Consider the following 25843-nt stretch of genomic DNA (forward strand, 5'->3'; position numbering starts at 1 on the left):
CACACGACCGGCCGGGCCGGGCATCAGGGTCCGCCCCCGAGACACCCCTGATCTTCGGCCCCGAGGGGGTGTCGAACGCTTCCCGGGCGCCGGCTCGGGGGCGATATCAGGGTTGGGCCAGGGTCGTTCCGACTCCCGTCGGGGCGGCTCGGCCGTCACCATGGACCCATGACAGAACACGAGCACGCCGCGACGGGTCAGGGACCCGGCTCCGGCCCGCGCCCCCCGCTGGGTGCCGGGCCGCAGGATGCCGCGCCCGCCGCGGACGCCGCGGCCGGCCAGCCCGGCGCGGGCTCGACCGCGGGAGCCGCCCCGGGCGGGGGCTCGCGCGCGCACGGGCACGCGGGCGCGCGACAGAGAGGGAGCGGCCCGACGGGGGGGAGCACGCGGACCACGGGCGACGCTGCCACCGGGGTGCCCGGGGACGCCGACGGCCCGGAGCCCTCCCATCCCTTCCGGCGGTACCGGCCGCACAAGCTGATCGGCGGCGTGTGCGCGGGCCTGGGGCGGCAGTGCGACATGGACCCGGTCATCTTCCGGATCACGCTCGCGGTGCTCTCCGCGACCGGCGGCATCGGCCTCATCTTCTACGGCTTCGCCTGGCTCTTCGTCCCGTACGACGACGAGGAGGAGAACGAGGTACGCAAGCTGCTCACCGGCCGGGTCGACGGTCAGGCCCTGGCGGCCGTGCTGTTCGCGCTGGTCGGCTGCGGCGTGTTCCTGACGATGCTGAAGAACGGCGGCGTGCTGACCTTCGCCGTGATCGTCTCCCTGCTGCTCGCGGGCGCCGGGTACTGGTCGCGGCAGCGCGGCGCGCCCGGCCCCGACCCGCTCACCTCGCAGGCGGTCGCCGACGCCCCTCCGGAACCGAAGGCACCGCCCGTCGTCGCCACCTATCCGTCCTGGTGGCGCGACCCCATAGTCAAGGACGGCACACACGTCGGCGGGACGGGCTATCTGTGGGGCCCGAAGGGCTCCGTCCACCCGGACGTCGCGGCGGCCGTCAACATCAGCCGCGGCATCCCCCGGGAGCGCCGTGCGACCCCCTGGGACCGGCCACCGCCACCTCCGAGGCCGCGTGGCCCCCGCCGGGTGGGCGGCTGGGTGTTCCTGTTCGCCCTTCTCGCGGGCGGCCTCGGCACGGGCCTCACCTGGGAGGACCACCCGCTCGGCACCAGTCTGCAGGCCGGCCTGTCCGGCGCGCTGGTCGTCTTCGGCCTGGGTATCGCGGTCAGCGCGTTCGCCGGGCGGACGGGAGCGGGGTCGGTTTTCCTGGCGATCGTCACGGCGGCGCTGCTGGCCGGCTCCGCGGCGGTGCCCAAGGACATCGGCACGCAGTGGACGCGGCCGACGTGGCAGCCCACCGCGGTGGCGCAGGTGCGGGACCACTACGACCTCGGCACCGGCGCGGGCACGCTCGACCTGTCCGAGCTGCGCGTGCCCCACGGGCAGTCGGTGGCCACGAGCGCCGATGTGGGCCTGGGCCGAATAGAGGTGATCGTGCCCCGGGACGTGACCGTGCGGCTCACCATCGAGGTGGGTCTGGGCGACATCCAGTTGCCGGGCGACCAGCAGAAGGACGTGGACGTGCAGCCGGGCAATCACCAGGAGACCACCCTGAAGCCGGTCGCGGGCGGCAAGGACGCCGGGACGCTCGACCTGGACCTCCATGTCGGCGCCGGACAGGTGGAGGTGACCCGTGCTGCGGCATGAGTTCCAGCCGGGCAGGCTGGTCGCCGGTCTCTCCCTGACGCTCGGCGGCGTGCTCTATGCCGGTGACGCGGACGGGGCGTGGGAGACACCGTGGTTCGTGCTGATTCCGGTCGTCGTGGGCGGCCTGTGCCTGGCGGGCGCGACGGCGATCATCATGGGCGGCCTGCGCAGACGCCACCCGCGACCACGCGGAGCCGGGGCGGAGAGTACGGGCACCCCCGGCACCGCGGCGACCCACGGGAGCGAGCCGGGCCCTCCACACTGACGCGCAGGGAACGGGCCCCCGCGCTGACGGCAGCCGGGCCCTGCCGGCCGGGAGGCCCGGTCACGCCCCGGCACGGCGCCGGCGTCAGCTGCGTACCGCACGCGCTACTGGTTCCGCCCGGTCCTCTGCCGTCGGCGGGAGCGCAGCGCCGCGTCGATCGACAGGTAGGGAGCCCCGGCCAGGACGAGGGGGATCCACGCCATCAGGTAGGCGAGGTCGTTGCCGTAGTAGTAGGGGTCGGAGGCCCAGCTCACGGTGAGCCACAGGCTCAGCGAGATCAGCGCGCCGCCGAGGGCCGCGAGGCGGGCGAGCAGTCCGACGAGGATGCCGATGCCGACGGCGAGTTCACCGAAGGCGATGGCGTAGCCGAAGGCGGGCGGATTCTTCAGGGCCAGGTCGACCAGGGCCGGGACGGCCGAGGAGTCGCGGACTCCGTGCATCAGTTCACCGATCGATCCGGCGCCGGAGTCCTTCATGAAGGCGTTGTCGGTGAGTTTGTCGAGCCCGGCGTAGATGAACGTGACACCGAGGAAGATGCGGAGGGGAAGGAGGGCGTAGTGGGCGAGGGTGCCCCGTAGGCCGCCACGGCCACCGCCACCGTCGAGGTGGGGATCGTGCGGGTCCGTCCGTCTGCTGTGGGTCATCGCTGCCAGCCGCCTCTCGCCTGCCCTGCCGGGCTCCTCCTCAGACGATACGTACGACGGGCCCACCTCGCTCAGCCTTGTGCGGGGCGGTTTTTTCTCCGGCGCGTGCCTGCCCCGCCGGGTGCAGGCTCCGGTGACGCTCCGTGCACAGCCTGCCTGGCCGGACGGGGCGGGCGACGGCCCGTCGTGCCCACACGCGGGCGGCGCCGCCCCGGCGCCCTCCGGCCGAACCGGCCGGTCCAGCGGACGGGCACGCCGGGCCGGACGAGCCGGGCGGGCGGGTCGGGCCGGTCGAGCGAGTCGGCCCGGGTCGGGCGGGTCGGGCCAGCTCAGGCGGGTCGGGAGGCGGGCCGGTCCGCCCGATCCCGCACCGTGCCCGGCACGCGTCCCGGGTCGTTTCCGTTCAGTCCGTCACGTCGATCGCGTACCGGTTCGTCTCGACGCCCGCGGCCGTCACCACCTGGACTTCTCGGCGGCCCGGTTCCACGTCGGCCGGGACCGGGACCCTCAGGAGGGAGTCCGTCGGGTTGTTGAAGCCGCCGGAGACCGGGACCAGGGGGACGTGGACGTGGACGGTGCCGATGCGGACGACCATGCGGGAGAGGCGGTCGGCGGTCTGGGCGCCGGGCGGTACGAAGCCGGCGCCGCGGATCTCGATGTCGTCGCCGGTACGGATCGGCGCGTCCAGGTCGCCGGCCTCACGTGCACGCACGACGGAGAGGATCACGGGACGGCCGCCTTCCGCGTACTTGCCGGCGACGTAGGTGGCGGCCGACACCAGCACCAGGACGGCCAGGCCCCACGGCAGGTCGGGCAGCTGGTCCGGGCGGCGGGCGAGGCGTACCGCGGCGAAGGCGAGAGCGACGGCACCGATCACGACGTACTGGATGTCGGCGAAGGTGCCGCGGCCGGAGTCGTCGGTGAGCAGGTCGGCGGCGCGCGGCCGGTCCGCGCGGACCTTCTGCAGCCGCTGGCCGAGGACGCGGAGGCCGACCACGCGGCGCACCAGGACGGCGATGCCGCACACCACGGCGAGGACGGTGACCACGCCGGCGCCGCGGGCGAGTTCGAGTCCGGCGAGCAGCGCGTCGCGCTCCCGGGACCCGGAGGCGGCGGCCAGCCGGCCGACCAGGACGAGGACCGCGTACGCCAGGAACAGCACCCATGTGGCGGCCACGACCCGGGAGGTGGACAGCCGGTTGTCCTCACCGATGACGGGGGCGAGCGCCCCGCCGCGCGCCCGGTGGAACCAGGAGGCCGCGGTCAGCCCGCCGGCGACGACCAGCGCGGCCAGGATTCCGGCGGTGCGGGCCGACGTCCAGCCCACGCCGATCGCGGTGAACGCCTGGACGAGGAGGAGCAGGACGACCGCAGCCCAGACGGTGCCAGCGGTGCGGCGCCACAGGCTCGCCAGCCAGGCGTCGCCCTCGGCGCGGCTGCGTTCGGCGACGAGTTCGGCGGACTGGGTGAGCTCTTCCGAGACCCACTGCCGGGAGGCCGACGCCGAGTGGGCGACCGCGGCGGGCAGCCCGTGACCGGCCGCGAACTCGTCGCGCATGGCCAGGAATTCGGCGACCGCCCGCCGGTGTCCGGCACGCGCCCCGTGCGGGCAGTCTCCGCAGGTGCAGCCGCCCTTGTGCGCGTCGGCGTCCGTGCCGCCCCGCCTCGCCTCCTGCACCGCCACGCCCGATGCCGCCTTCCCCGTCGTCCTTCACCGGCGACCGCCCGCGATCCGGGGCGTCCGTCGTCGTGCAACTGCCGTAACTTCCCTACAACGACTGCGAATTGTGCCCTACGACACCCCGCTCACGTCCGGCAGGTGTGGTCATGGAGGGTGAACGGCGGGTCACCGTGTTGACCCGGCCGTGAGAATTCCCTTACGGCTCGGATCACCCGGTGTGCCACGAAGGCGACCGTACTGCACGACTTCTGCTCAGCGTGCGTTTCGTGAGCCACATGCGTTTCGTGAGTCCTCATACGTTTCGTGCGCCACGTGTGGTTCGTGCGCCGCGCCCGGGGTTCTTCAGCTCAGCAGGTCCGGTTCGCTGCGGCTGATGTCCTGCCACAGCGGCTGGTAGTTGATCCACGCGACGAGGTCGCCGCCGGCCTGTTCGCGAGTGGCCACGGCCGCCTTGTGGTCGATCAGCACCGGCCGGCCCGCCGCCTTCGCGGAGAGCTGCACCTGACAGGAGCGTTCCATGGACAGGAACCACCAGGCCGCCGCGTCCACCGAGTCGCCGACCGTGAGCAGGCCGTGGTTGCGCAGCACCAGGGCCTTGCGGGTGCCGAGCACGGTGGCGATGCGGCGCCCTTCCTCGGCGTCCACGGCCACGCCGGAGTAGGCGTCGTAGACGGCGTGGTCCTCGTAGAAGGCGCAGCTCTCTTGCGTGATCGGGTCGAGCAGGTCGCCGAGGGCGGCGACGGCGCGGCCGTGCACCGAGTGGCAGTGGGCGACGGCGACGACGTCGGGCCGGGCGGCGTGGACCTGGGCGTGCACGGTGAACGCGGCCTGGTTGACGTGGTGGCGGCCCTGGATCACCTGGCCGTCCGAGTTGGCGAGCACCAGGTCGCTCACGGTGACGTGCTTGAACGGCATGCCGAACGGGTTGACCCAGAAGCAGTCGCTGAACTCCGGGTCCCGGGCGGTTATGTGACCGGAGACGCCGTCCTCGAACCCGTACCGCCCGAAGATCCTGAGGGCGCCCGCGAGCCTTTCCCTGCGATGCCGGCGCTCGTCCTCGACCGACTCGTGCATCGGCGGCATCACGAACTGCAACTGATCGGTGGGCAGCGGCAGGGGCGGGGTGGGCCCGTGCATAGATCCTCCAGCGGTGTTCCGTCTCCGGGCCGGAAGTTACCCTCCGTGAGACGGGGAGGACAGAGGCATGCTGTGAAGATCGGGCGCAGTCGGGTCAAGTCATGGCGATACCCGACAGAAGATGTCGCATATGAGGATCAGGCTGACCGTATGAACGAGTCGACACCGATCACCCCCGTCTCCCGCACCGCCCCGACGGCACGGCGGAGCGCGGCGAACTGGGCGGCCTTCAGCACCGCCGAGCCCGGCCTCGCCCGCACCGTCGAGGAGCGGTTCGGCGCCCACACCCATCACGTTCTCGCGACGCTGCGCGCGGACGGGTCGCCGCGCACCACCGGTCTGGAGGTGCGGTTCCTGGACGGCGAGCTGTGGCTCGGCATGATGCCGGGCTCGCTGAAGGCCCTCGACCTGCGCCGCGACCCGCGTTTCGCGCTCCAGGCCAACCCGGGCGAAGGCACGTCGATGGGCGGCGGCGACGTGCGGATCGGGGGCCGCGCGATCGAGGTGGAGGACGGCGCGACGAAGTCCGGGTACGTGAAAGAGGTGGAACCGCCGGAGCCGTTCCACCTCTTCCGCACCGAGCTGACGGAGGTCGTCCGCACCTACGTCGAGGACGACACGTACCTGGTCGTCCAGGTCTGGAAGCCCGGCACGCCGCTGCGCACGATCAGGCGCACCTGAACTCCCGTGCTCCCGGGGTCACCGAGGGTCCAGGGACCGCCGGAAGCACACGGACCGCCTGAAGCAAAAGCCCGGGAACACTGGGGTCACTCCCACTCGATGGTGCCCGGCGGCTTGCTCGTCACGTCGAGGACGACACGGTTGACGTCCTTGACCTCGTTGGTGATCCGCGTGGAGATCTTCGCGAGGACGTCGTACGGCAGACGCGACCAGTCGGCCGTCATGGCGTCCTCGGAGGAGACCGGGCGCAGCACGATCGGGTGGCCGTAGGTGCGGCCGTCGCCCTGGACGCCGACGCTGCGGACGTCCGCGAGGAGGACCACCGGGCACTGCCAGATGTCGCGGTCGAGGCCGGCCGCCGTCAGCTCCTCGCGGGCGATGGCGTCGGCCTCGCGCAGCAGGTCGAGGCGGTCCTTGGTGACCTCGCCGACGATGCGGATGCCGAGGCCGGGGCCCGGGAAGGGCTGGCGCTGGACGATCTCCTCGGGCAGGCCGAGCTCCTGGCCGACCATGCGGACCTCGTCCTTGAACAGCTTGCGCAGCGGTTCGACCAGCTGGAACTCGAGGTCTTCCGGGAGCCCGCCGACGTTGTGGTGGGACTTGATGTTGGCGGTGCCGGTGCCGCCGCCGGACTCCACCACGTCCGGGTAGAGCGTGCCCTGCACCAGGAAGGCGACCTCGGGGCCCTCGTCCGCGACGATCTCGGCCTGGGCCTGCTCGAAGACCCGGATGAACTCCCGGCCGATGATCTTCCGCTTCTGCTCCGGGTCGCTGACCCCGGCGAGCGCCTCGAGGAACCGCTTCTCGGCGTCCACGACCTTCAGCTGTACGCCGGTCGCGGCGACGAAGTCCTTCTCGACCTGCTCGGTCTCGCCCTTGCGCATCAGGCCGTGGTCGACGTACACGCAGGTCAGCTGGGATCCGATGGCCCGCTGCACCAGCGCGGCGGCCACCGCGGAGTCGACGCCGCCGGACAGGCCGCAGATCGCGCGCCGGTCGCCGACCTGCTCGCGGATCGCGGCGACCTGCTCGTCGATGACGTTGCCGGTGGTCCAGGAGGGGGTCAGGCCCGCGCCCCGGTACAGGAAGTGCTCCAGCACCTGCTGGCCGTGTGTGGAGTGCATCACCTCGGGGTGGTACTGCACGCCGTACAGCTTCTTCTCGTCGTTCTCGAAGGCGGCGACCGGGACGACGTCCGTGGACGCGGTGACCGTGAAGCCCTCCGGTGCGGCGGAGCAGGCGTCGCCGTGCGACATCCACACGGCCTGCTCGGCGGGGGTGCCCTCGAAGAGGGTGGAGGACGGCCGGGAGACGCGCAGTTCCGTACGGCCGTACTCGCGGGCGCCGCTGTTGTCGACGGTGCCGCCGAGGACCTGCGCCATCAGCTGGAAGCCGTAGCACATGCCGAAGACGGGGACGCCGGCCTCGAAGAGCTCGCGGTCCAGGCGGGGGGCGCCCTCCTCGTACACGGACGAGGGGCCGCCGGACAGGATGACGGCCGCGGGGTTCTTGGCGAGCATCTCGGCGACCGGCATGGTGCCCGGCACGATCTCGCTGTAGACCCGGGCCTCACGGACGCGACGGGCGATGAGCTGGGCGTACTGCGCGCCGAAGTCGACGACCAGGACGGTGTCGGGGGCGGCGGCAGCGGAAGTCGCTGATGACACGGGGTGCCTTCCGGCGGTGGGGCGGGGGCTTGTGCTACCCGATTCTACCGAGGTGGGGCGGATGCCCCTTCCGGGCCGGGACCCCGCCGGGCGTGGGCCCCAACCGGACCGGCGCCGCACCGCGCCGGTACCCTTCGGGGCCGGCGCCCCGGGCCGGTGTCCCTTCCGGACCCGCGCCTGTACCGAGCAGTCCCGGCCTGTCGGCGCCGCCGCCGCGCCCGGCAGCGTCCTTCGGGCCGGTGACCCTGCCGAGCCGTGATCCTGCCGACCCCGTCCCCCTCGCAGGCGCGACAGGGCGGGCGGCGGGTACACTCCCGACCATGCTCACGCACCAGACGTTCGTCTTTACCTATGGCAACCGGCCCGCCGGCTGCCATGGTCGTGCTGCTTGAGCTACTGACAAGCGACTTTCCAGGCGCCCCGGGCTTTCAGGCCCGGGGCGTTCGGCGTTTCCCGGGACCTGTCACCCGGGGCACCGCGCCCGGCGACACGAGCGAAACCGGCGACACGGCCGGCAAGGAGCCCCGACATGACCACCCTCACGACGACCGCCCGCACGACGAGCACAGACACGACGACCCCCGGCACCGCGGCACCCGGCACCGCGACCTCCGGCACCACGGCACCCGGCACCGCGACCCCCGAGAAGACCGGTGCCCGCACCGACGAGGCCGCCGCCCTGATCACCGGCGCCCGGGAGCGCATCGACACGCTCGACGACCGCGTCATCGGCCTGATCCAGGAACGGATGGCCGTCTCCGCCGTCATCCAGGAGGCACGGATCACTTCCGGCGGGCGGCGCGTGCACCTGTCCCGCGAGATGGAGGTCCTCGGCCACTACCGGGACGCCCTGGGCACGCCGGGTACGGCGCTCGCGATGACGCTGCTGGAGCTGTGCCGGGGCCGCGTCTGAAGCGGGGGGCCGGGCAGTACGCCCGGGGTCGGCGTCAGCCTTCGCGGTCCGCCCCTGACCGCTGCCCCTTCACGGTCCGCCCCCGGCCGACGAATCGTCCGGCGCCCGGCCCCGGGCGCCGCCTCTTCGGTCGCCGGCCCGCCGGACGCTACTTTTTCGGCGGCAGGGCCGGCATGCCCAGGAAGGGCAGCTTCAGCGCGCCGAAGGCCTCCACCGGGACCGCCGGGGCCTTCGGCTCCACCGGCTTCAGACGTACGTACGCCGCTGTCTGCGCGGGACGGGGGTCGTTCTCGCCCTTGTTCGGCCAGTACGCCATGGCCCGCTCGGCCTGCGCCGTGATCGTCAGGGACGGGTTGACGCCCAGGTTCGCGGTGACGGCCGCGCCGTCGACGACGGAGATGCCGGGGTGGCCCCACAGCCGGTGGTACGGGTCGATGACGCCGGTCTCGTGGGAGGCGCCGATGGGGCAGCCACCCAGGAAGTGGGCGGTCAGCGGGGTGCCCATCAGTTCGCCGACGTTGGAGCCCGCGAAGCCGTTGATCTCTTCCGCGAGGGCCTGGGCGCTCTCGGTGGCGGCCCTGATCTGCTTCGGGTTGGGCGAGCCGTGGCCCTGCCGGGCGGTGAGCAGGCCCCTGCCGACGCCCTTCGGCTTCAGGTACGTCGTCAGGGAGTTGTCCAGCGACTGCATCACCAGGCCGATGATGGTGCGTTCCGACCAGCGGCGGTTGGACAGGGAACGCAGGACCAGCAGCGGATGCCGGACGGCGTTCGCCAGCCAGCCCAGCACGCGTGCCGAGCCCTTGCCGCTGGGGGCGTAGGGCACCTGGAGGATCGACAGGCCGCCCATCGAGTTGGAGCCCTTGCCGTAGCGGACCGGCTCGATGTGGGTGTTCTCGTCGGGGTGGATGGACGAGGTGATGGCGACACCCCGGGTGAAGTCGGCCTTCGGCTCGCCGGTCGCCCTGCGGTAGCGGCGGTCGTCGGTCTGCGCGCCCACCAGTGCCTCGGAGTTGGTGCGGGTGAGGTCACCGAGGCGGTCGGAGATGTGCGGGAGCTGCCCGCCCGCCTTCATGCGGTGCAGCAGGGTCTGCGTGCCGTACGTACCGGCTGCCACGACGACCCGCCGGGCCGTGAACGTGCGGCCCTCGCCCCTGCGCCGGTTCTCGGTGGGGAGCGTCGCGACGGCGAACCCGCCGCGCGAGTCCTCGGTCACCGACACCACCGTCGTCATGGGGTGGACGACCGCGCCCGCCTTCTCCGCGAGGTACAGGTAGTTCTCGTTCAGGGTGTTCTTCGCGCCGTGCCGGCAGCCGGTCATGCACTCGCCGCACTCGCGGCAGGCCCGGCGGGACGGCCCCGCGCCCCCGAAGTACGGGTCGGGCACCTCCTCGCCGGGCTTCGCGCGCACGGTCTTCCCGGCGTCCTCGCCGTCGCCGTAGAACACGCCGACCGGCGCCATGTGGAAGCTGTCGCCGCAGCCCATCCGCTCGGCCGCCGCCTTCAGGTGCACGTCGGACGGCGTCATGGTCGGGTTGACACGCACGCCGAGCATGCGCTGCGCCTGGTCGTAGTACGGCCGCAGCTCCTCCTCCCAGTCGGTGATGTCCTTCCACTGCGGGTCCTCGAAGAAGGGCTTCGGCGGTACGTAGAGGGTGTTGGCGTAGTTGAGGGAGCCGCCGCCCACCCCGGCGCCCGCCAGGACCATGACGTTGCCCAGCAGGTGGATGCGCTGGATGCCGTACATGCCGAGCCGGGGTGCCCACAGGTAGTTCTTCAGGTCCCAGGAGTTCTTCGGGAGGGTCTCGCGGGAGAAGCGGCGGCCCGCCTCCAGGACCCCCACCCGGTACCCCTTCTCCGTCAGGCGCAGGGCGGTGACGGAACCGCCGAATCCGGAGCCCACGACGACGACGTCGTAGTCATACATCTCCTGTGACACGTGCTCTCCTCGTTGAGAACCTTCTGAGAACCGCCGGGGCGGGTGGGGGTGGCCGAGGTGGTCGGGGCGGAGGCGGCTCGGAGAGCGGCGGCCGGGGTTCTAGCGGAGGCGGAACGCCTTCATCAGCCGCAGGCCTGCGCTCATGACGGCCGCGTACTTCTCGTCGTCCATGCCGAACGCCGGAGCCATCGGCAGCAGCCGCTGGTGGGCGACAGTCTGGGCCTCGGTGTACTTGAGGATGCCCTCGGAGCCGTGCCTGCGGCCGAGTCCGGAGTCCTTCATGCCTCCCATCGGCGACTGGACGCTGCCGTAGGCGGGCGCGTAGCCCTCGTTGATGTTGACGGTGCCGGTGCGCAGCCGGGCGGCGACCTCGCGGCCGCGCCGGGCGTTCTTCGTCCACACCGAGGAGTTCAGCCCGTACGGCGTGGAATTGGCGCGCTCGATCGCCTCGTCGTCGCTGCCGAAGCGGTAGACGGAGACGACCGGCCCGAAGGTCTCCTCCTCGCAGACGGCCATGGCGGGCCCGACGCCGTCCAGGACGGTCGGCTCGAAGAAGTACGGGCCGATGTCCGGGCGGGCGACGCCGCCGGCGACGAGCTTCGCACCGCGCGCGACGGCGTCCTCGACGTGCCGCTTCACGGTCTCCAGCTGGCGCTCGCCGACGAGGGAGCCCATGTCGGCGCCGTAGGCGAGGGCGTTGCCCAGCCGCATGGCCCTGGTGCGGGCGGCGAAGCGTTCCAGGAAGGCGTCGGCGATCGACTCGTGGACGAGGAGCCGCTCGATGGAGATGCACAGCTGGCCCGCGGAGGAGAAGCAGGCGCGTACGGCACCGGCCGCGGCCTTGTCGATGTCGGCGTCCTCCAGCACCAGCATGGCGTTCTTGCCGCCGAGTTCGAGGGAGACGCCGATCAGGCGGGCGGCGGCGCCCTGCGCGACCTCGCGGCCGGTGCGGGTGGAGCCGGTGAAGGACACGTAGTCGGCGTGCTTGACGACCTCGGGTCCCACGACCGGGCCGTCACCGAGGACGACCTGGAACACCTCGGCGGGCAGCCCGGCCTCGATCAGCAGGTCACGGGCCCACAGGGCGGTCAGACAGGTCTCGGTGTCGGGTTTCATCACGACCGCGTTGCCCGCGACGAACGCGGGAAGCGCGTCGCCGACGGACAGCTCCAGCGGGTAATTCCAGGGGGCGATCTGACCGACGACGCCGCGCGCGTGGCGCAGTTCGGTGACCTTGGTGAGGGTCGGTACGGCGCCCGTGTGCCGCCTCGGCCGCAGATAGGCGGGGGCCTTGCGGCCGTAGTGCCGGGCGGCGACCACGACGGCCTGGACCTCCTCGTGGGCGTGCAGGCGGGCCTTGCCGGTCTCCAGCTGGATCAGGTCGAGCACCTCGGCCTGCCGCTCCAGTACCAGGTCGTGGAAGCGCAGCAGGACGGCGGCACGCCTGCGCACCGGGATCCGCTCCCAGACGGCCTGGGCGGCGCGGGCCGCCTCGAAGGCCCTTGCCACGTCCTCGGGGGTGGACTCCGGCAGGTCGGCCAGTTTCTCGCCGGTGAACGGTGTGTGGTTGGCGGTACTGCCCGACCCGGCCACGCCCTTGACGAGCTGGGCGACCAGCTCGGGGGTGACCACGTCCGCGGCGGTGCGGGCACCCGCAGGAGCGGGGGCGTGGGGGTTCGTCGTCGTGCCGGTCTTTTCGAGGGCCTGCGCGTCCGTCATGGGCGGCAGAGTATGCCGGACCGGACACTTTGTGTACCCGTCGGTAACAGGGATTCACCGACTACTCACATGCCGCCAGTGATCGCTGGCAACAAAGACCTGATCAGGGCGTTGTCCGGTCGGAAATCAAGCGCTCCGTTCGGGCACCTCGTACGGCCCGCCGGACATCAGCCGCTACCGAAGCGGATACGGTCACGGGCCCCGGCGAACACCGCCGCGCCCTCCTTCTCCTGCGCGCTGCCCCTGGGCATGTCGACGCGCAGTTCGTACAGGCGGCCGTCGCCGGTGCGGATCACCGCCTGCATGATCCGCCGGGGGTGGGCGTCCGGGCCGCAGGTCGTGTCGGCGATGACGGCCTCGTTCCCCCGGACACGGGTGCGGACGTACCGGGTGCGCGCCTCGCCGTCCCGGCCGTCCCGGGCGCGGTGCGCCTCCCGGGCCTGCTCCAGCGGGGTGCGGGGCGCACGGTCCCACTGGGAGAGCCGGACCCGTACGGCACCGCCGCGCCGGTCGTCGTAACGGGCGACCCGGGGCTGCCGCGCGACGCCGCCGTCGGTGCCGGCCGCGTGGTAGGGGCTCGGCAGCAGGAGCGTGGCGTCCATGCCCGCGGCACGGTGCGCGGTCCAGGTGACCCGGTCGGCACCGGCGGGCGTCTGCTCGGCGACGGCCCGGCTGCCCGGACCGCCGACCAGGGAGGCGAACCACAGGCCGGCCAGGAGCAACAGCGCGCCGAGGAAGGCGAAGGGGACGGTACGGAACCAGCGGCGGGGGCCGGAGACGGGAGGGACGGCCTGGTCGGCAGGGGCTGCCGGGGCGGACTCGGCCGGACTGTCGGCACCGGGCTCCGCACCGCCCTCCGGCCCCCCTGCGGAGACATTTTCCTGACGGGTGATCACCGCCGGCCCGGCGGCCTCACCCGCCCCCGGCCCCGCCACCGCCTCCAGGACCGTGCCGACCTCCTCCGCGTCCGGCCGCTGCTCGGGCTCCCGCACCAGCAGCCGGGCCAGCAGCGGGCCGAGGGGTCCGGCGCACTCCGGCTCGGGCGCGTCGCAGGCGAGGATCGCGGCGCGCGTGGCCTCGGGCGACGTACGGCGGAACGGGGACGCGCCCTCCACTGCGGCGTACAGCAGGACGCCCAGGGACCACAGGTCGGACGCCGGGCCGGCGGTCCGGCCGGACATCCGCTCGGGCGCGACGTACTCCAGCGATCCGGCGAACTCCCCCGCGGTCGTGGAGACCACGGGATTCTTGGAGGTCACGGGGGTCGTGGGTGCCACGGGGGTTGTGCAGGCCGGGGGGGTCTTGGGTGCCGCGGGGGTCGTGGGAGCCGTGGCCGTGGGAACGGTCCCGGCCGTCGGGGCAGCCGTGGCCGTCGGGCGAGGCTCCTCGCCGTGCCCGTGGGCGAGGCCGAAGTCGGTGAGGACGACGCGGCCGTCGGGCGCGAGCAGCACGTTGGCCGGTTTCACGTCCCGGTGGACGATGCCGACGGCGTGCGCGGCGCGCAGGGCGCCGAGGACGGCGAGGCCGATGCGGGCGGCCTCCCGGGCGCCGACCGGGCCGCCGCGCAACACCTTGTGCAGGGACCGGCCGCGCACCAACTCCATGACGATCCACGGGAGCCCGTCGTGGCCGTCCCCGTCCTCCACCACCACGTCGTGGATGGTGACGGCGGCGGGGTGGTCGACCCGTGCGGCGGCGCGTGCCTCGCGGTACAGCCGGTGGGCGGCGCGCCGGCGGGTCTCCTCCTCCGGGCCGCCGGGCAACCGGGGCTCCTTGACGGCGACTTGACGCCCGGCGAGCTCGTCGCGGGCCCGCCACACGGTGCCCGGGCCGCCGGTGCCGATCCGCTCGGCCAGCCGGTAACGCCCGGCCACCAGCCGCCCCTCGACGCCCGCCCCGTCACCGTCGTTGCTCATGCCCCATCAGTACCGCGCGGGGCACCCGCTTGTCGACGCGCGGCCGGCCCGCCGGCATCGGTCCGGAGCCGTGCGGGGACCGTCGCAGCGCACGCCCAGCGGGCCGGCGGTGGGAGTGTCGCAGCGCACCCCCCGGGGCCGTGCAGGGACCGTCAGCGAACGCCCCGGGGCCGTGCCCGAGGTGTCCCGGCGCACGGCCCCGGGGCCGTGTCCCCGAGCCGGCGGCTTGCCCCGGGCCTCGTCTCAGAGCTTGTCGATGTCCAGGTTCTCGATGGCCGTCTTCGCCACCTCGCGGCCCCGCTCGGTGAAGTCGCCCTTGCCCGGGTAGCCGATGGTCAGCTTGTACATGTTCCCGCCAGAGTCCTTGTAGTAGAAGATCTCCAGCTCACGGGGCAGCGGATTCTCGCTGTCGTCCGTCTCGTACTCGACCGTGCTTCGAGCGGCCCTCTTCCCCCTGTACGTGGTCTCCTGAGTCACCGTCTTGGGATTCTCGGGCATGTCGAGGTCGTAGTCGCCGTTGTCCTTGAAGGTGGCCTCGTCCTCGTACATCTCCGCGGCGGCCGACTCGGCGATGTTGCCGCTCGCGTCCTCGGACTTCTTGTCCAGGGACAGGCCGATCCAGAGGCTGCCGCTCGGGTCGTAGTACCGGACCCAGTGGTCGTCGGAGTCGTCGGGCGTGCGCCGCATGTAGGCGGCGGGCACGGCGAGGGAGGCTCCGAGGGCCTTCTCCTCCTTGGTCTGCCACGCGTCCGGGAGAGGCCCGGCGAACGGGTCCGCGATCACCAGGTACGCCGTCACCGCCGCGGCGACGACCACGGCTCCGAGGACGCCCAGCGTCTTGCGGCCGACGCGGATGCCGGGAGCGTCCGTGCCCCCGCCGGGGCCCGCGACCGTCACGTACCGGGTGGGCACCGGGGCGGGCGGGTTCGCCGCGGCCTCCAGCAGTGCCCGCACCCGGGCGGCGCCGGGCCGGCGGGCCGGGTCCTTCTGCAGCAGGCCGGTGATGGCCTCGGCGAGCGGACCCTGCGCCGCGGCGGGCGGCGCGGGCGTGGCGTTGAGTACGGACTGGAGCGTGGCCGGCGTGTTGCTGCGGCGGAACGGCGACACGCCCTCCGTCGCCGCGTACAGCACCACGCCCAGCGACCACAGGTCCGAGGCGGGGCCGGGGCGCTGGCCGAGTACGCGCTCGGGCGCGATGTACTCGGGCGAGCCGACGAAGCCGCCGGTGTCGGTCAGGTTCGTCTCGCCCTCGATCTGGGCGATGCCGAAGTCGGTGAGGACGACCCGGTCGTGGCGGCCGAGCATCACGTTGTCCGGCTTGACGTCCCGGTGCAGGATGCCCGCCGCGTGCGCCGCCTCCAGCGCGCCGAGGACCTCCAGGCCGACCCGGGCCGCCTCGCGCGCGCTCAGCGTGCCCTCCTGGAGGGCGTCGCCCAGCGAGCGGCCCTGCACCAGCTCCATCACGATCCACGGCCGGCCGTCGACGACGGCCACGTCGTGCACGTTCACCACGGCCGGATGGTCGAGCCGGGCCGCGGCCCGTGCCTCGCGGCGCATCCGCTCGAAGACGTTGGCGCGTTCGCGTTCCGGAAGGTGGTCCGGGACCCGCGGCTCCTTGACCGCGACCTCACGGTCCACGGTCTCGTCCTTGGCCCGCCACACGGTGCCCATACCGCCGTGCCCGAGCTTCGCGAGCAGCCGGTAACGCTCGCCGATGAGCCGCCCGGCGCCCGGGTCGGGCTCGGGCGGCCCGGCGGGTGTGGCCGGCGAGGCGGGTGTGAGGGGTGTGGCGGCCGGACGGGCCGGGACGACCGGGGGGTGCGCCGCGTAGGGATTGTTCGGGTGCGGTACCGCCATCTGCGGGTTCGGCGGTTGCAGACCGAAACTCGTGGGTTCGTCGGACCCGTAGCGGGCTCCCCCGTTGTTGCTCATGGCTCCATCCATATCGCGCCGGGCGCTCCCGCATCCACCGGCGACGGTGGGTGGTCACGGAGTCGTGACGCGCGGCGGGGCTTATCTCCTGTTTATGCGCGTACGGGTGTACGAGGGCCTGGGGCCTGCCCTGTGGCGCGGGGGCGGGCGGCGCGCCGCCCGCGCAGGTGGCGCGGTCACGTGCCGTCGGCGGTGGCGGTGGCGGTGGCAAGAGCGGTGGCGGGGGACGCCGTGCCGGCCCCGGCGCTGACCGGGGACACCTGGCCGGCGGGCGTGGCCGGCGACGCCGTCTGCGTCACCGTCACCGTCGCCGTCGGGGTGGATGTCGGAGGCAGAGTCAGACCCGAGGTCGCCGGCGTGGCGGGCCGGGAGGTCGGGCCCGGCGCCGGACTGCTCGGCGTGCCGTCCCTGTCGCCGTCGCCGTGCAGGAGCATCGCCGCCACGGTCAGACCCGCCCCGGCCGTCGCGGCGATCAGCAGCGCCGCCACCAGCACGCCCCGTCTGGAGCGCCGCCGCGGCCCCGCCCGCCCCGACACCGGGAACGGCACCCGGCCCGGCGTCCGGAGCGGCATCCGCCCCGGCATCCGGGACTGTCCCCGGCCGGGCGTGCCGTCGGCCCACGTCACGGGCATGCGGCCCGTCTCCCGGAACGTCCGCAGCATCCACTCGGCCTGCGCCGCCTCAAGCCGCCGTTCCGGATCACGCTCCAGCAGCCCCCGTACGACGGGCAGGAGCGGCGTGGCCTGCTGGGGCGGGCTGAACTCGCCCGACACCACCGCGTGCAGCACCCCGCCCAGCGAGTCGCGGTGGAACGGCGACTCGCCGCTGAGGGCCGCGCACAGCAACACGCCGAGCGACCACAGGTCCGAGGCGGGCCCGGTCTGCGCCCCGGCGATCCGCTCGGGCGGGGTGTACTCGGGCGAGCCGACGAAGGAGCCGTTCTCCGTGAGCGTGGTGGCGCCCGGGACCTGGGCGATGCCGAAGTCGGAGAGGACGACCCGGTCGGTGCCGTCCTCCAGCAGGACGTTCGCCGGTTTCACGTCCCGGTGCAGCACACCGGCCTCGTGGGCGGTGCGCAGCGCGCTCAGCAGGGCGATGCCGATCCGCGCGGCCTCGGCGGCGTCGACCGGGCCGCGCGCGGCGACCCGCTCGGCGAGGGTGGGGCCGTCGATCAGCTCCATGACGATGTAGGGGCGTTCGCCGTCCTCGACGACGTCGTGCACGACGACGATGTGCGGATGGTGCAACTGGGCCACCGCGCGGGCCTCGCGCAGCGTGCGGTCCCGCTGCCGCCTGGCCTCCTCCGCGGTGAGCGTGTCGTCGAGGGGGAGTTCCTTCACGGCGACACGCCGACCGAGCAGTTGGTCCGTGGCCTGCCACACCACGCCCATGCCGCCACGGCCGAGCCTCGCGTCAAGCCGGTACCGTCCCGCGACGATCCGGGCGCCGGCGCCCTCGGTCCCCATACGCCCATCATGCCCCACTGGACGCACGCACTCCGGGTGCCGAACCGCAGGTGGCCGACAACCGACGCCGACATACCCACCGTTCGGGCGTCCCTCAGGACACCCCCGGCTCCCACCCCCGAAGCACCGACGCGAACTGCTCGCGGGTCGTCCGCCAGTCCCCGGCGGGCGCGGACATGTAGAGCGCGTACTCCGTGCCGTCCCGGGAGACGTACGTCTCCTCCACGGCGCGGCGCGGCCCGGGGAACGCCGTGTCCTTGGCCTGGGCGGTCCAGGTGTACTCCCAGCGGGAGCCGGGACGGTCCCGGTACACGTTCTCGTGCAGGATCACGCGCCGGTAGTCGACGAGCCGCTGCAACTGCTCCTCCAGATCGAGCTGGTGGGCGTGCGGGTCGGCGTAGTCGGGCGTGTCGTCCACGGCGATGCGCAGGAAGTGCCTTCCGCCGTCCGGCGTGTAGTCGATCTGCCTGATCCCGCCCTCCGTGTCGAACACCTGGCGCTGCCAGCCCTTGGGCAGGTAGAGGCTGAATCCCGCCGGGTCGTGGCGGCGGACCCACGACGCCGGCACGCCGCCCGTCGGCCCCGGCGGGCTCGTGACACCGGACGTCGGAGTGGGCGCCGGCGTCGGCGATGCGGATGTCCTGTTGCCCGACTCGCGGCCCCTGTCCCAGTGCTGCAGCACCACGGCGGTGCCGCCGCCGAAGAGCGCGGCGAGCACGACCACCAGCGCCACGGTGCGCAGCCGGCGCCGCCCCGGCGCGCCCCGGTCGGTACGTCCGTGCCCCGTCACGGCCGGCCCGACATGCGTGGGCCCGGTCGCCGTCCCGTACGGCGCCGGATACCCCGGCCCGCCCGCCGCCCCGTACCCGCCACCGGTGCCCGTGCCGTACGGCCCGCCGTGTCCCGGCCCGTACTCGCCACCCCCGGCGCCGGTCCCGTACCCTCCGCCGGTCCCGGTCCCCCCGTACCCGCCGCCACCTGCCGTGGTCCCGTACGACCTCCCGTACGACCCCGGGGGTGCCGGAGCCGCGCCGGGGCCGCCGTACTGCGTCGGCACGTACGCCTCCGCGTCGCTCGGGCGGCGCCCCTCGGCCGCCTCGGCGAGCATCTGCTCGGTGGCCGGCGCGTCGGGACGGGTGGCCGGATCCTTGCGGAGCAGGGCCCTGATGACGGGCTGGAGCGGACCGGCGTACCGCATCTCGGCCGGCTCCTCGTCCACGACCGCCTGCATGGTGTTCAGAGGCGAGGTGCGGCGGAACGGCGACCGGCCCTCCACCGCCGTGTAGAGCGTCGCGCCGAGCGCCCAGAGGTCGGAGGCGGAGCCGGGGTCGTGGCCGCGCACCCGCTCGGGCGCGAGATAGTCCACCGAGCCGACGACCTCGCCGGTCCGGGTGATCGTGGTGTCGCCCTCGATCTGGGCGATGCCGAAGTCCGTGAGCAGGACGCGGCCGTCGTGGCCGAGGAGGACGTTGCCGGGTTTCACGTCGCGGTGCAGGACACCGGCGTTGTGCGCGGCGCGCAGGGCGCGCAGCACCCACAGCCCGACGCGGGCCGCCTCGCGCGGCTCCAGGCGGCCCTCCGCCGTGACGGCGTCGGCCAGCGAACGGCCCTCGACCAGCTCCATCACGATCCACGGCCGGCCGTCGTGCTCCAGCACGTCGTGGACGGTGACCACGGCCGAATGGTTGATGCGGGCGGCGGCCCGCGCCTCGGCCCCCGTGCGGGCCAGCAGGATGCTCCGCTCACTTTCGGAGACGTAGAGGGCGGCGGTCAGTTCCTTGACCGCGACGGACCGGCTCAGCACCTCGTCGTGCGCCCGCCACACCCGGCCCATGCCGCCGCTGCCGATGGAATTGCCGAGCCGGTAGCGGCCCGCGAGGAGCACGCCCTGCATCTGATTCACATTTCCCCGCAATGGTCTTGACAGACTCAGCGTAGGGACCGGCCCGTACCCAGGGAACCGGCGCGGCACCAAGGTGACCGCACTGTGACGGTTACGCCCCCGCGGGGAGCAACACGGCGCGCTACGGCCTTCGTTCGGTGACCCGCAGCGTCAGTGCGCGGACCGGCCACCTCGTTGCGTGCACCCGCCGCGTCTTTGTGGACCGGCAGCAGCAGCGCGGTGGACCGGGAACTCAACGCGTGGACCGGCGCCGTCAGCGCGTGGGCCCGGAGTGCGTCAGCCCGTGGACGCGCGTCAGCCCGTAGACCGCCGCGTCATTACGTGGACCGGCAGCAGCAGCGCGTGAGCCCCGGGTGTGCCGGCCCGTGGACCGCCGCGTCAGCCCGTGACCTGGTACGTCGCCGACGCCTGCTCGAACAGCCGGGTCACCTCGTCCCGTTCGGCCTCCGGGCCGCGCACCTGCACCACGTGGTAGTGCCCGTCGACCAGCATCGCCAGGTTCCGCACGAACAGCTCGCACCCGTCGTCCCCGGTCCAGGTGAACTGTCCCTCGGCCATGGTCCGGCCGCCCACCTCGATGGTCTTCAGCCCGGTCGACGTGGCCCAGGTGGAGTCCCGGAAAGGCTGCAACTCCCGCTCGTGCTCCCGCTGATACGCCATCGGGTCGCTGCCGTACGCGCGCGAGCCGTCCCTGCCCGGCACGACGATCAGCTCGAAATCACCGTGTGCGTAGACGACTTGGCCGCGGCCGTTGCGGCCGGAGCGCTGCCAGCCCTCCGCGACGGCGACGCGGAAGCCCTCCGGGTCCTTGCGCAGGGTGAAGCCGTCGGCGACGTCCGGGCCGACGGTGGTCTGCGTCTCGGCCGAGCCGTCCGACGGGCCGTCGTCCGGACCCGTCGCCGTCTGACCTGAGCCGGGACCGCCGCTGGCGTCCGGGGACAGCCCCGGCGCCTGCCCGGCCTCCCCCGCGGAACCCGAACGACCGCTGCCGTCACCGTCCCCCGTGCCGGTCGTCGGCATGAACATCACGGCGTACGCGATCGCCGCGCCGAGCCCGAGCAGGACCAGCACCAGCAGCGTGCGGCCGAGGCGCCGCGGCGACTCCTCCTCCTGGCCGGCCTTCTTGTGCCGTCCGTGGTGCGCGGGCAGCCCGGCGCGCCGCCTGCGCACCAGCTCGCCGCGCCGCCGCACGATCGGCAGCCGGCCGGTGTCGGCGGGCGGCGCCGCCACGACATGCACCCCGGCATCCGGCTCGGGCGCCGAACGCACCAGGGAACGCAGCCAGCCGCCCAGCTCCTCGAAGTCGATCCGCTCCGTGGGGTCCTGCCGCAGCAGCGACTCCACGACCGGGCGCAGCGGGCCGCACTCCTCCGCGAACGCGGGCGGCTCGGCGCACACCATCTGCACCAGCTCGGCCGTCGACTCCTCCGGGTAGGGCGCGTGCCCCTGCACGGCACGGAAGAGCAGCGCGCCGAGCGCCCACAGGTCGGTCGCGGGACCGATGGGCGCGGCCAGCTGCCAGTTCTCGTGCACGGGACCGGCCTGTTCGGGTGCCCACCGCTCGGTCACCGGTCCGACGACGGCCATCCGCGCCTGCCGCGCCCGCTCGGCGGCCAGTGCGGTGGCGGGTCCGCGCCGCGGTCCGGGACCACCGGCGGTCGGCCCGTCCCAGCCGGTCGGCACACCGGCCCCGGCCGGCACCGCGGGAGACCCGGACGGCACGGGGAGGGTCCCGCCGGCCTGCCGAGACGGCAGGAACGGCGCCGCCCCGCCGGGAGGCACGGGCCCGTGGAGCGGAGGCCGGCCACTGTCGAAGGCCGACGTACCGCCGAAGGCGGTGGCATCCGGCGCAGTCGTGGCACCGTCCGGGCCCGGGGCGCCGTCGGCGGGGCGGGCGCCGGGCCCGGGTGTGCGGCCGTTCTGTGCCTCCTGGACGCGGGCCGCCGCCCGCGCACCCGCCCGGTACGCCGCGATGGCCCCGGCCCGCGCCGCCCGGATCTCGGCGGTGGGATCGAGGGGCCGGCGGTCGAGCCCGGCCGGTCCCGCGCCTGCCGCGCCTGCCGCCTCCACGCCGGCGGCCGGCAGCCCGCGGGCCGAACGCGCTTCGATGGCGGCCCGCCGCTCGGCCTCGGGGTCGAGGGCCGCGGCCGTCGTTCCCGCGGGTCTGGGCGGCTGCGCCGCCATGCCCCCGGCGATGTCGTCCTCGGGGTCGTGCGGCACCGGGTCGTAGCCGCACAGGGCTTCCTCCGCCGCCCCCGCCGCCAGGCCGGTCAGCATGACGCGGCCGTCGTCGCAGACCAGCACCGTGCGGGCGGTGAGGTTGCGGTGCACCCAGCCGTGTCCGTGCAGCACGCGCAGCGCCATCAGGATGTCGGCGGCGATCTCGGCCGCCCGGTACGGCGTCAGCGGCTTCTCCGCGAGCAGCGTCGCCAGGGACCGCGCCGGCACCAGCTCGCTGACGATCCACAGCGAACCGCCGTCGGCGAACACGTCGAAGACCTGGTCGAGCCGCGGGTGGTCGGGGACGCCGGCCGCGGCCTGCGCCGCCTCCACGGCGCGCCGTACGACCGGGTCGGCGGGCCGCCGCGGTCCGGGTCGGGCGGAGGGTCCGGGGTGGCCGGGGAACCCGTGGGCCCCACCGCCCCGCACCGTGAAACCGTCGGGCAGCCCGTCCGCGTCGAGCACCTCGGCCTCGACGACCTCCGGCAACGGCACCTGTCTGACCAGGACTTCCTGCCCGCTGTAGGTGTCGAAGGCGCGGGACTCGGTCAGTTCGTACTCGTCCGACGGCGGCAGCGGCAGGCGGTAGCGGTCGGCGAGTACCCGACCCGCGTAGTCGTCCACGTTGCCTCCCCCGGCAGCCCGGTCGTTCCGTTCCGTTCGTTCGGTCCGTTCCGGTCAGCCCGTTCCCGTTCGGTCATGTCCGTTCGCTCTGCGGGCCGTTCCCCGTGCGTACGGTCCGCGGTCATTCACGATACGTGCCGGAGGCAACCCGCAAAGAGGGCTTGCCGGATTGGCGCTCACCCCGGGGAGTTCACCTCACGGCTTGGGTTCAAACGTCTTCGTGAGTGTCCGCCAGGTGTCCTTGCGCAGGTCGCTGCCCCAGTTCGAGGCTTTCGCCGTGTACATCAGGGCATGTCCGAGGTGGTCGTCGACGACGAATCCCCGGTCGACCGCCCGGTACTTCGTGCCGCTCTCCACGTAGGTGAACTCCCAGTCGGCCGTGTTCCAGCCGCGGTAGTCCACCTTCGCTATGCGGACCTTCCGGTACTGGTCACGCACCATGTACTTCTCCTGGTTGCGCCAGTCCGCGACCGGGTCGTCCTTCGGCGTGGACGTCCAGGCGACGAGCAGCCGCTGCCCGTCCGGTCCCGTGAACCGGTCCCCTGTCCTGCCGTGGGACTGGTACTTCCAGCCCTTCGGCAGCCCGATCGAATAACCCTGACCGCCCTCGTGCGTCGAGACCGCCGGCGCGGCACCGCCGGACGATCCGTTCGCACCCGACGAGTGGCTCGCCCCGGTGCTCGGCGAGCCGGAGCCCGACGCGCCGCCCGTCGACGCGCTGCCCCCGGACGCCTTCGCGTCCCCGTCCGTCCCGGGCCCGCCCTTCGGGTCCTCATGGGTGTCACCGGTCTTCGCCGCACTGGCGACCGGCTTGCCCTTACCCCTCGCCTTGTCGGAGTCGTCACCGTCGCCCAGGGTGACCGCCAGGACCACACCCAGCAGGGCGAGCACCACGGCCACCGCGATCACGACCAGCGTCCGCTGCGGCACGACATCGGTGAGCGACGCCCTCGGCGCGGGCCTGGCCGGCAGGTCCGGCGGCGGCATCACGGGCCACCCGGAACTCCGCCCGCCCGAGGCCCCAGCACCCGTGCCGACAGCCTCACCGGCCGCGGGCGCACCGGCCGCCGGCACGCCGGAGACCCTCGTCTCGGCGACCGCGCCCTCGGACTCACCGCCCGCCGTGTCCGTACCGGCGACCGCGCCCGCACCGGCGGCCCGCCGCACCGACCGCAGCGCACCACGCAGCCGCTCGGCGGCCTCCTCGCTGCGCCGGCCCCCCGCCGAGTCCCCGCCGCCCGCGCGCGGGCCGGGCTCCTCCGGCAACGGCACGACCTTCGTCGCGTCCGGCGCGGACTCCGGCGCCGCCGGCCCGTGGATGACCGCGGTGAGCATCGCCCGCGCGCCCGCGTCGTCGAGCCGCTCGACGGGGTCCTTGTTGAGCAGGCCGTAGATGACCTCCTTCAACGGCCCCGCGTTCTTCGGCTCCTCCAGCGGCTCGGTCATCACCGCCGTGAGCGTCGCGATCGCGGACCCCTTGTCGTACGGCGGGCTGCCCTCCACCGCCGCGTACAGCAGCCCGCCGAGCGACCACAGGTCGGCGGCCGGTCCCGGCTTGTGCCCGCGGGCGCGCTCCGGGGAGATGTAGGAGGGCGCGCCGACGAGCATGCCGGTCGAGGTGATGGACGGGTCGCCCTCGACCTGCGCGATACCGAAGTCGGTGAGCACGACCCGGCCGTCCTCGGCGATCAGCACGTTCGACGGCTTCACGTCGCGGTGCAGGATGCCCTCCCGGTGCGCGGACCGCAGCACGTCCAGGACGGCGAGACCCACCTCGGCGGCCCGCTTCGGCTCCAGCAGGCCGTCCTCGCGGATGGCCTCGGCGAGCGACTTGCCCTCGACCAGTTCCATCACGATCCACGGCCGGTCGTCCTCCTGGACGACGTCGTACACCGTGACGGCGCCGTTGTTGCGGATCCGCGCGATCGCCTTGGCCTCGCGCAGCGTCCGCGTGATCAGGCGCCGCTTCTCCTCCTCGTCGATGCTCGACGGGAACCGCAGCTCCTTGACGGCGACCGTCCGCCCCAGGGTCTCGTCCTCGGCACGCCACACCGTCCCCATGCCACCGCGGCCGAGCACGTCTCCCAGCCGGTACCGCCCGGCGAGGAGACGTGCGCTCTTGTCCTGACGGGATGTCCCCGCCCGCTCCGCCTCCGACATGCGTCCCCTCATGCAACCCGCCCTGACAGAGATTTCATTGTCTCTCACCCGGCAAGTGCCGGGCGCCCAGGGTGTCCCCGGCGCCTTCGGCGGGGCTCCGCGACCCGGGGGCCGCGTGGAGTCCTCCCTTCCACCGCCTGCATGATGGGCCGCGACGGGGGGAGGACACGCGATGCGGCCGCTTCGGACGCTACTGGCCCTCCCCGTGGCCGCGCTCCTGCTCACCCTGGCCCCGTCCGGCACGTCGGCCTTCACCTCGCCGACCCCGGAGAAGGTCCTGCCGCTGCTGGTGACCCGGGGCCGGGCACCCGCCGCCGCCCTCCTCGCCGTGTCGGCGAGCGGCGCCCGCTACGCCGACGCGGGACCGGGCTTGTCCCGCGCCGACCATTTCCGGGCCGGCAGCGTCACGAAGACCTTCATCGCCACCGTGGTCCTCCAACTGGCCGCCGAACAGCGGCTGTCGCTGTCCGACACGGTGGAGCGGCACCTGCCCGGCCTGGTGCGCGGAGCGGGCAACGACGGCCGCGCGCTGACCCTGCGCGCCCTGCTCACCCACACCAGCGGCCTGTACGACTTCACCGCGGACACCGGCGGCACCACCCCCCTCTCTCCCCGTCAGGCCCTGCGGACCGCGCTCACCCACCCCCCGGCATCCCCCGGCCGCTACGCGTACTCGAACACCGACTACGTCCTGCTCGGTCTGGTCGTCGAGCAGGTCACCGGCCACTCGTACGCCGACGAGACCGAACGCCGCCTCCTCGCTCCGCTGGGTCTGACCGGCACCTCCTTTCCCGGCTCCCGCACCTCACTGCCCGCCCCGCACGGCCGCGCCTACGCCGAGGACGGGACCGACGTCACCGATCTCGACCCGCGGGTGGCGGGTGCCGCGGGCGAGATGGTGACGACGCTCGCCGATCTGGACCGCTTCTACTCGGCCCTGCTGTCCGGCGGCCTGCTGCCCCCGCGCCGGCTGCGCGAGATGCTCGACACCCGTACCGCGCACGGCTCGTACGGCATGGGCCTGTTCCCCGAAAAGCTGCCGTGCGGCGTCACGGTGTGGGGGCACAACGGGCGCATCTCCGGCAGCTACGTGCGCACCGCGGCCACCGTCGACGGGCGTCATGTCCTCACCTTCCGGGTGAACACGACGGCGATCGCAGACCCCGGTCTCGAACTCCGCCTGCTCGCCGCCGAGTTCTGCCCTCGCCATCAGTAGAACGAGCGGGACTCGAACAGAGATCCCATCACTCGTCACTCGATCAGGTG

General features: G+C 73.7%; 16 protein-coding genes and 1 pseudogene. 5 read left to right on the top strand and 12 right to left on the bottom strand.

The window, feature by feature from the left end; translation table 11 throughout:
- The first annotated feature begins 168 nt into the window (after positions 1–168).
- Together ABZ354_RS14845 and ABZ354_RS14850 are read left to right on the top strand one after the other, a co-directional pair.
- Positions 169–1713 (top strand): PspC domain-containing protein, encoded by a 1545-nt coding sequence (locus tag ABZ354_RS14845; protein WP_358656679.1) that lies wholly within the window; start codon positions 169–171, stop codon positions 1711–1713.
- Positions 1700–1978, top strand: coding sequence for a hypothetical protein (locus tag ABZ354_RS14850; RefSeq protein ID WP_358656681.1), 279 nt, complete (start codon positions 1700–1702; stop codon positions 1976–1978). Before ABZ354_RS14845 ends, ABZ354_RS14850 begins: the two co-directional genes overlap by 14 nt.
- A gap of 104 nt (positions 1979–2082) precedes the next feature.
- Here the strand turns inward: ABZ354_RS14850 and ABZ354_RS14855 are convergent, their stop codons facing one another.
- The 3 genes from ABZ354_RS14855 to ABZ354_RS14865 form a co-directional block, all read right to left on the bottom strand.
- The gene (locus ABZ354_RS14855) at positions 2083–2622 is read right to left on the bottom strand and encodes a DoxX family protein (RefSeq protein ID WP_358656682.1); all 540 of its coding nucleotides are present in this window, start codon (positions 2620–2622) and stop codon (positions 2083–2085) included.
- 403 nt (positions 2623–3025) lie between these two features.
- Complete coding sequence (locus ABZ354_RS14860; protein WP_358656684.1) at positions 3026–4306, bottom strand: hypothetical protein; 1281 nt, start codon at positions 4304–4306, stop codon at positions 3026–3028.
- A 339-nt stretch (positions 4307–4645) separates the two neighbouring features.
- Positions 4646–5440: a class II aldolase/adducin family protein gene (locus tag ABZ354_RS14865; RefSeq protein WP_358656686.1), complete on the bottom strand. Its 795-nt coding sequence runs from the start codon at positions 5438–5440 to the stop codon at positions 4646–4648.
- Between the two features lie 150 nt (positions 5441–5590).
- Between ABZ354_RS14865 and ABZ354_RS14870 the strand changes: the two genes are divergently transcribed.
- The gene (locus tag ABZ354_RS14870; protein ID WP_358656687.1) at positions 5591–6121 is read left to right on the top strand and encodes a pyridoxamine 5'-phosphate oxidase family protein; all 531 of its coding nucleotides are present in this window, start codon (positions 5591–5593) and stop codon (positions 6119–6121) included.
- 86 nt (positions 6122–6207) lie between these two features.
- Here ABZ354_RS14870 and guaA read toward each other — a convergent pair whose 3' ends face one another.
- Entirely contained in the window at positions 6208–7788 is a 1581-nt protein-coding gene (guaA, locus tag ABZ354_RS14875) for a glutamine-hydrolyzing GMP synthase (RefSeq protein ID WP_358656689.1), read from the bottom strand.
- Between the two features lie 529 nt (positions 7789–8317).
- On the opposite strand from guaA, the gene ABZ354_RS14880 reads away from it, so the two are divergent.
- A complete protein-coding gene (locus ABZ354_RS14880; protein ID WP_358656691.1) occupies positions 8318–8701 on the top strand; it encodes a chorismate mutase in 384 nt (127 codons plus the stop codon).
- A gap of 148 nt (positions 8702–8849) precedes the next feature.
- Here ABZ354_RS14880 and ABZ354_RS14885 read toward each other — a convergent pair whose 3' ends face one another.
- The 8 genes and pseudogenes from ABZ354_RS14885 to ABZ354_RS14920 all read right to left on the bottom strand — a co-directional run bounded on the left by ABZ354_RS14885 (position 8850) and on the right by ABZ354_RS14920 (position 24577).
- Positions 8850–10637: a GMC family oxidoreductase gene (locus ABZ354_RS14885; protein ID WP_358656693.1), complete on the bottom strand. Its 1788-nt coding sequence runs from the start codon at positions 10635–10637 to the stop codon at positions 8850–8852.
- Positions 10638–10736: 99 nt separating this feature from the next.
- On the bottom strand, positions 10737–12356 hold the full coding sequence (locus ABZ354_RS14890) for a succinic semialdehyde dehydrogenase (protein ID WP_358656695.1): 1620 nt from the start codon (positions 12354–12356) through the stop codon (positions 10737–10739).
- A 167-nt stretch (positions 12357–12523) separates the two neighbouring features.
- On the bottom strand, positions 12524–14272 hold the full coding sequence (locus ABZ354_RS14895) for a serine/threonine-protein kinase (RefSeq protein WP_358656697.1): 1749 nt from the start codon (positions 14270–14272) through the stop codon (positions 12524–12526).
- Between the two features lie 243 nt (positions 14273–14515).
- Positions 14516–16204 (bottom strand): protein kinase, encoded by a 1689-nt coding sequence (locus ABZ354_RS14900; protein ID WP_358656699.1) that lies wholly within the window; start codon positions 16202–16204, stop codon positions 14516–14518.
- Between the two features lie 221 nt (positions 16205–16425).
- Positions 16426–17670, bottom strand: a pseudogene (locus ABZ354_RS14905) (serine/threonine-protein kinase); the annotation flags it as partial.
- Between the two features lie 94 nt (positions 17671–17764).
- A complete protein-coding gene (locus ABZ354_RS14910; protein WP_358656701.1) occupies positions 17765–19564 on the bottom strand; it encodes a serine/threonine-protein kinase in 1800 nt (599 codons plus the stop codon).
- 387 nt (positions 19565–19951) lie between these two features.
- Positions 19952–22417 carry a protein kinase gene (locus tag ABZ354_RS14915; RefSeq protein ID WP_358656703.1) on the bottom strand — a complete coding sequence of 822 codons (2466 nt, stop codon included), beginning with the start codon at positions 22415–22417 and terminating at the stop codon, positions 19952–19954.
- 195 nt (positions 22418–22612) lie between these two features.
- Complete coding sequence (locus tag ABZ354_RS14920) at positions 22613–24577, bottom strand: serine/threonine-protein kinase (protein ID WP_358656705.1); 1965 nt, start codon at positions 24575–24577, stop codon at positions 22613–22615.
- A gap of 172 nt (positions 24578–24749) precedes the next feature.
- On the opposite strand from ABZ354_RS14920, the gene ABZ354_RS14925 reads away from it, so the two are divergent.
- The gene (locus tag ABZ354_RS14925; RefSeq protein WP_358656707.1) at positions 24750–25793 is read left to right on the top strand and encodes a serine hydrolase domain-containing protein; all 1044 of its coding nucleotides are present in this window, start codon (positions 24750–24752) and stop codon (positions 25791–25793) included.
- The last annotated feature ends 50 nt before the right edge of the window (positions 25794–25843 follow it).

Origin of the sequence: Streptomyces sp. NPDC005925, assembly GCF_040638805.1 — a bacterium.
In the GTDB taxonomy this organism is placed as follows: domain Bacteria; phylum Actinomycetota; class Actinomycetes; order Streptomycetales; family Streptomycetaceae; genus Streptomyces.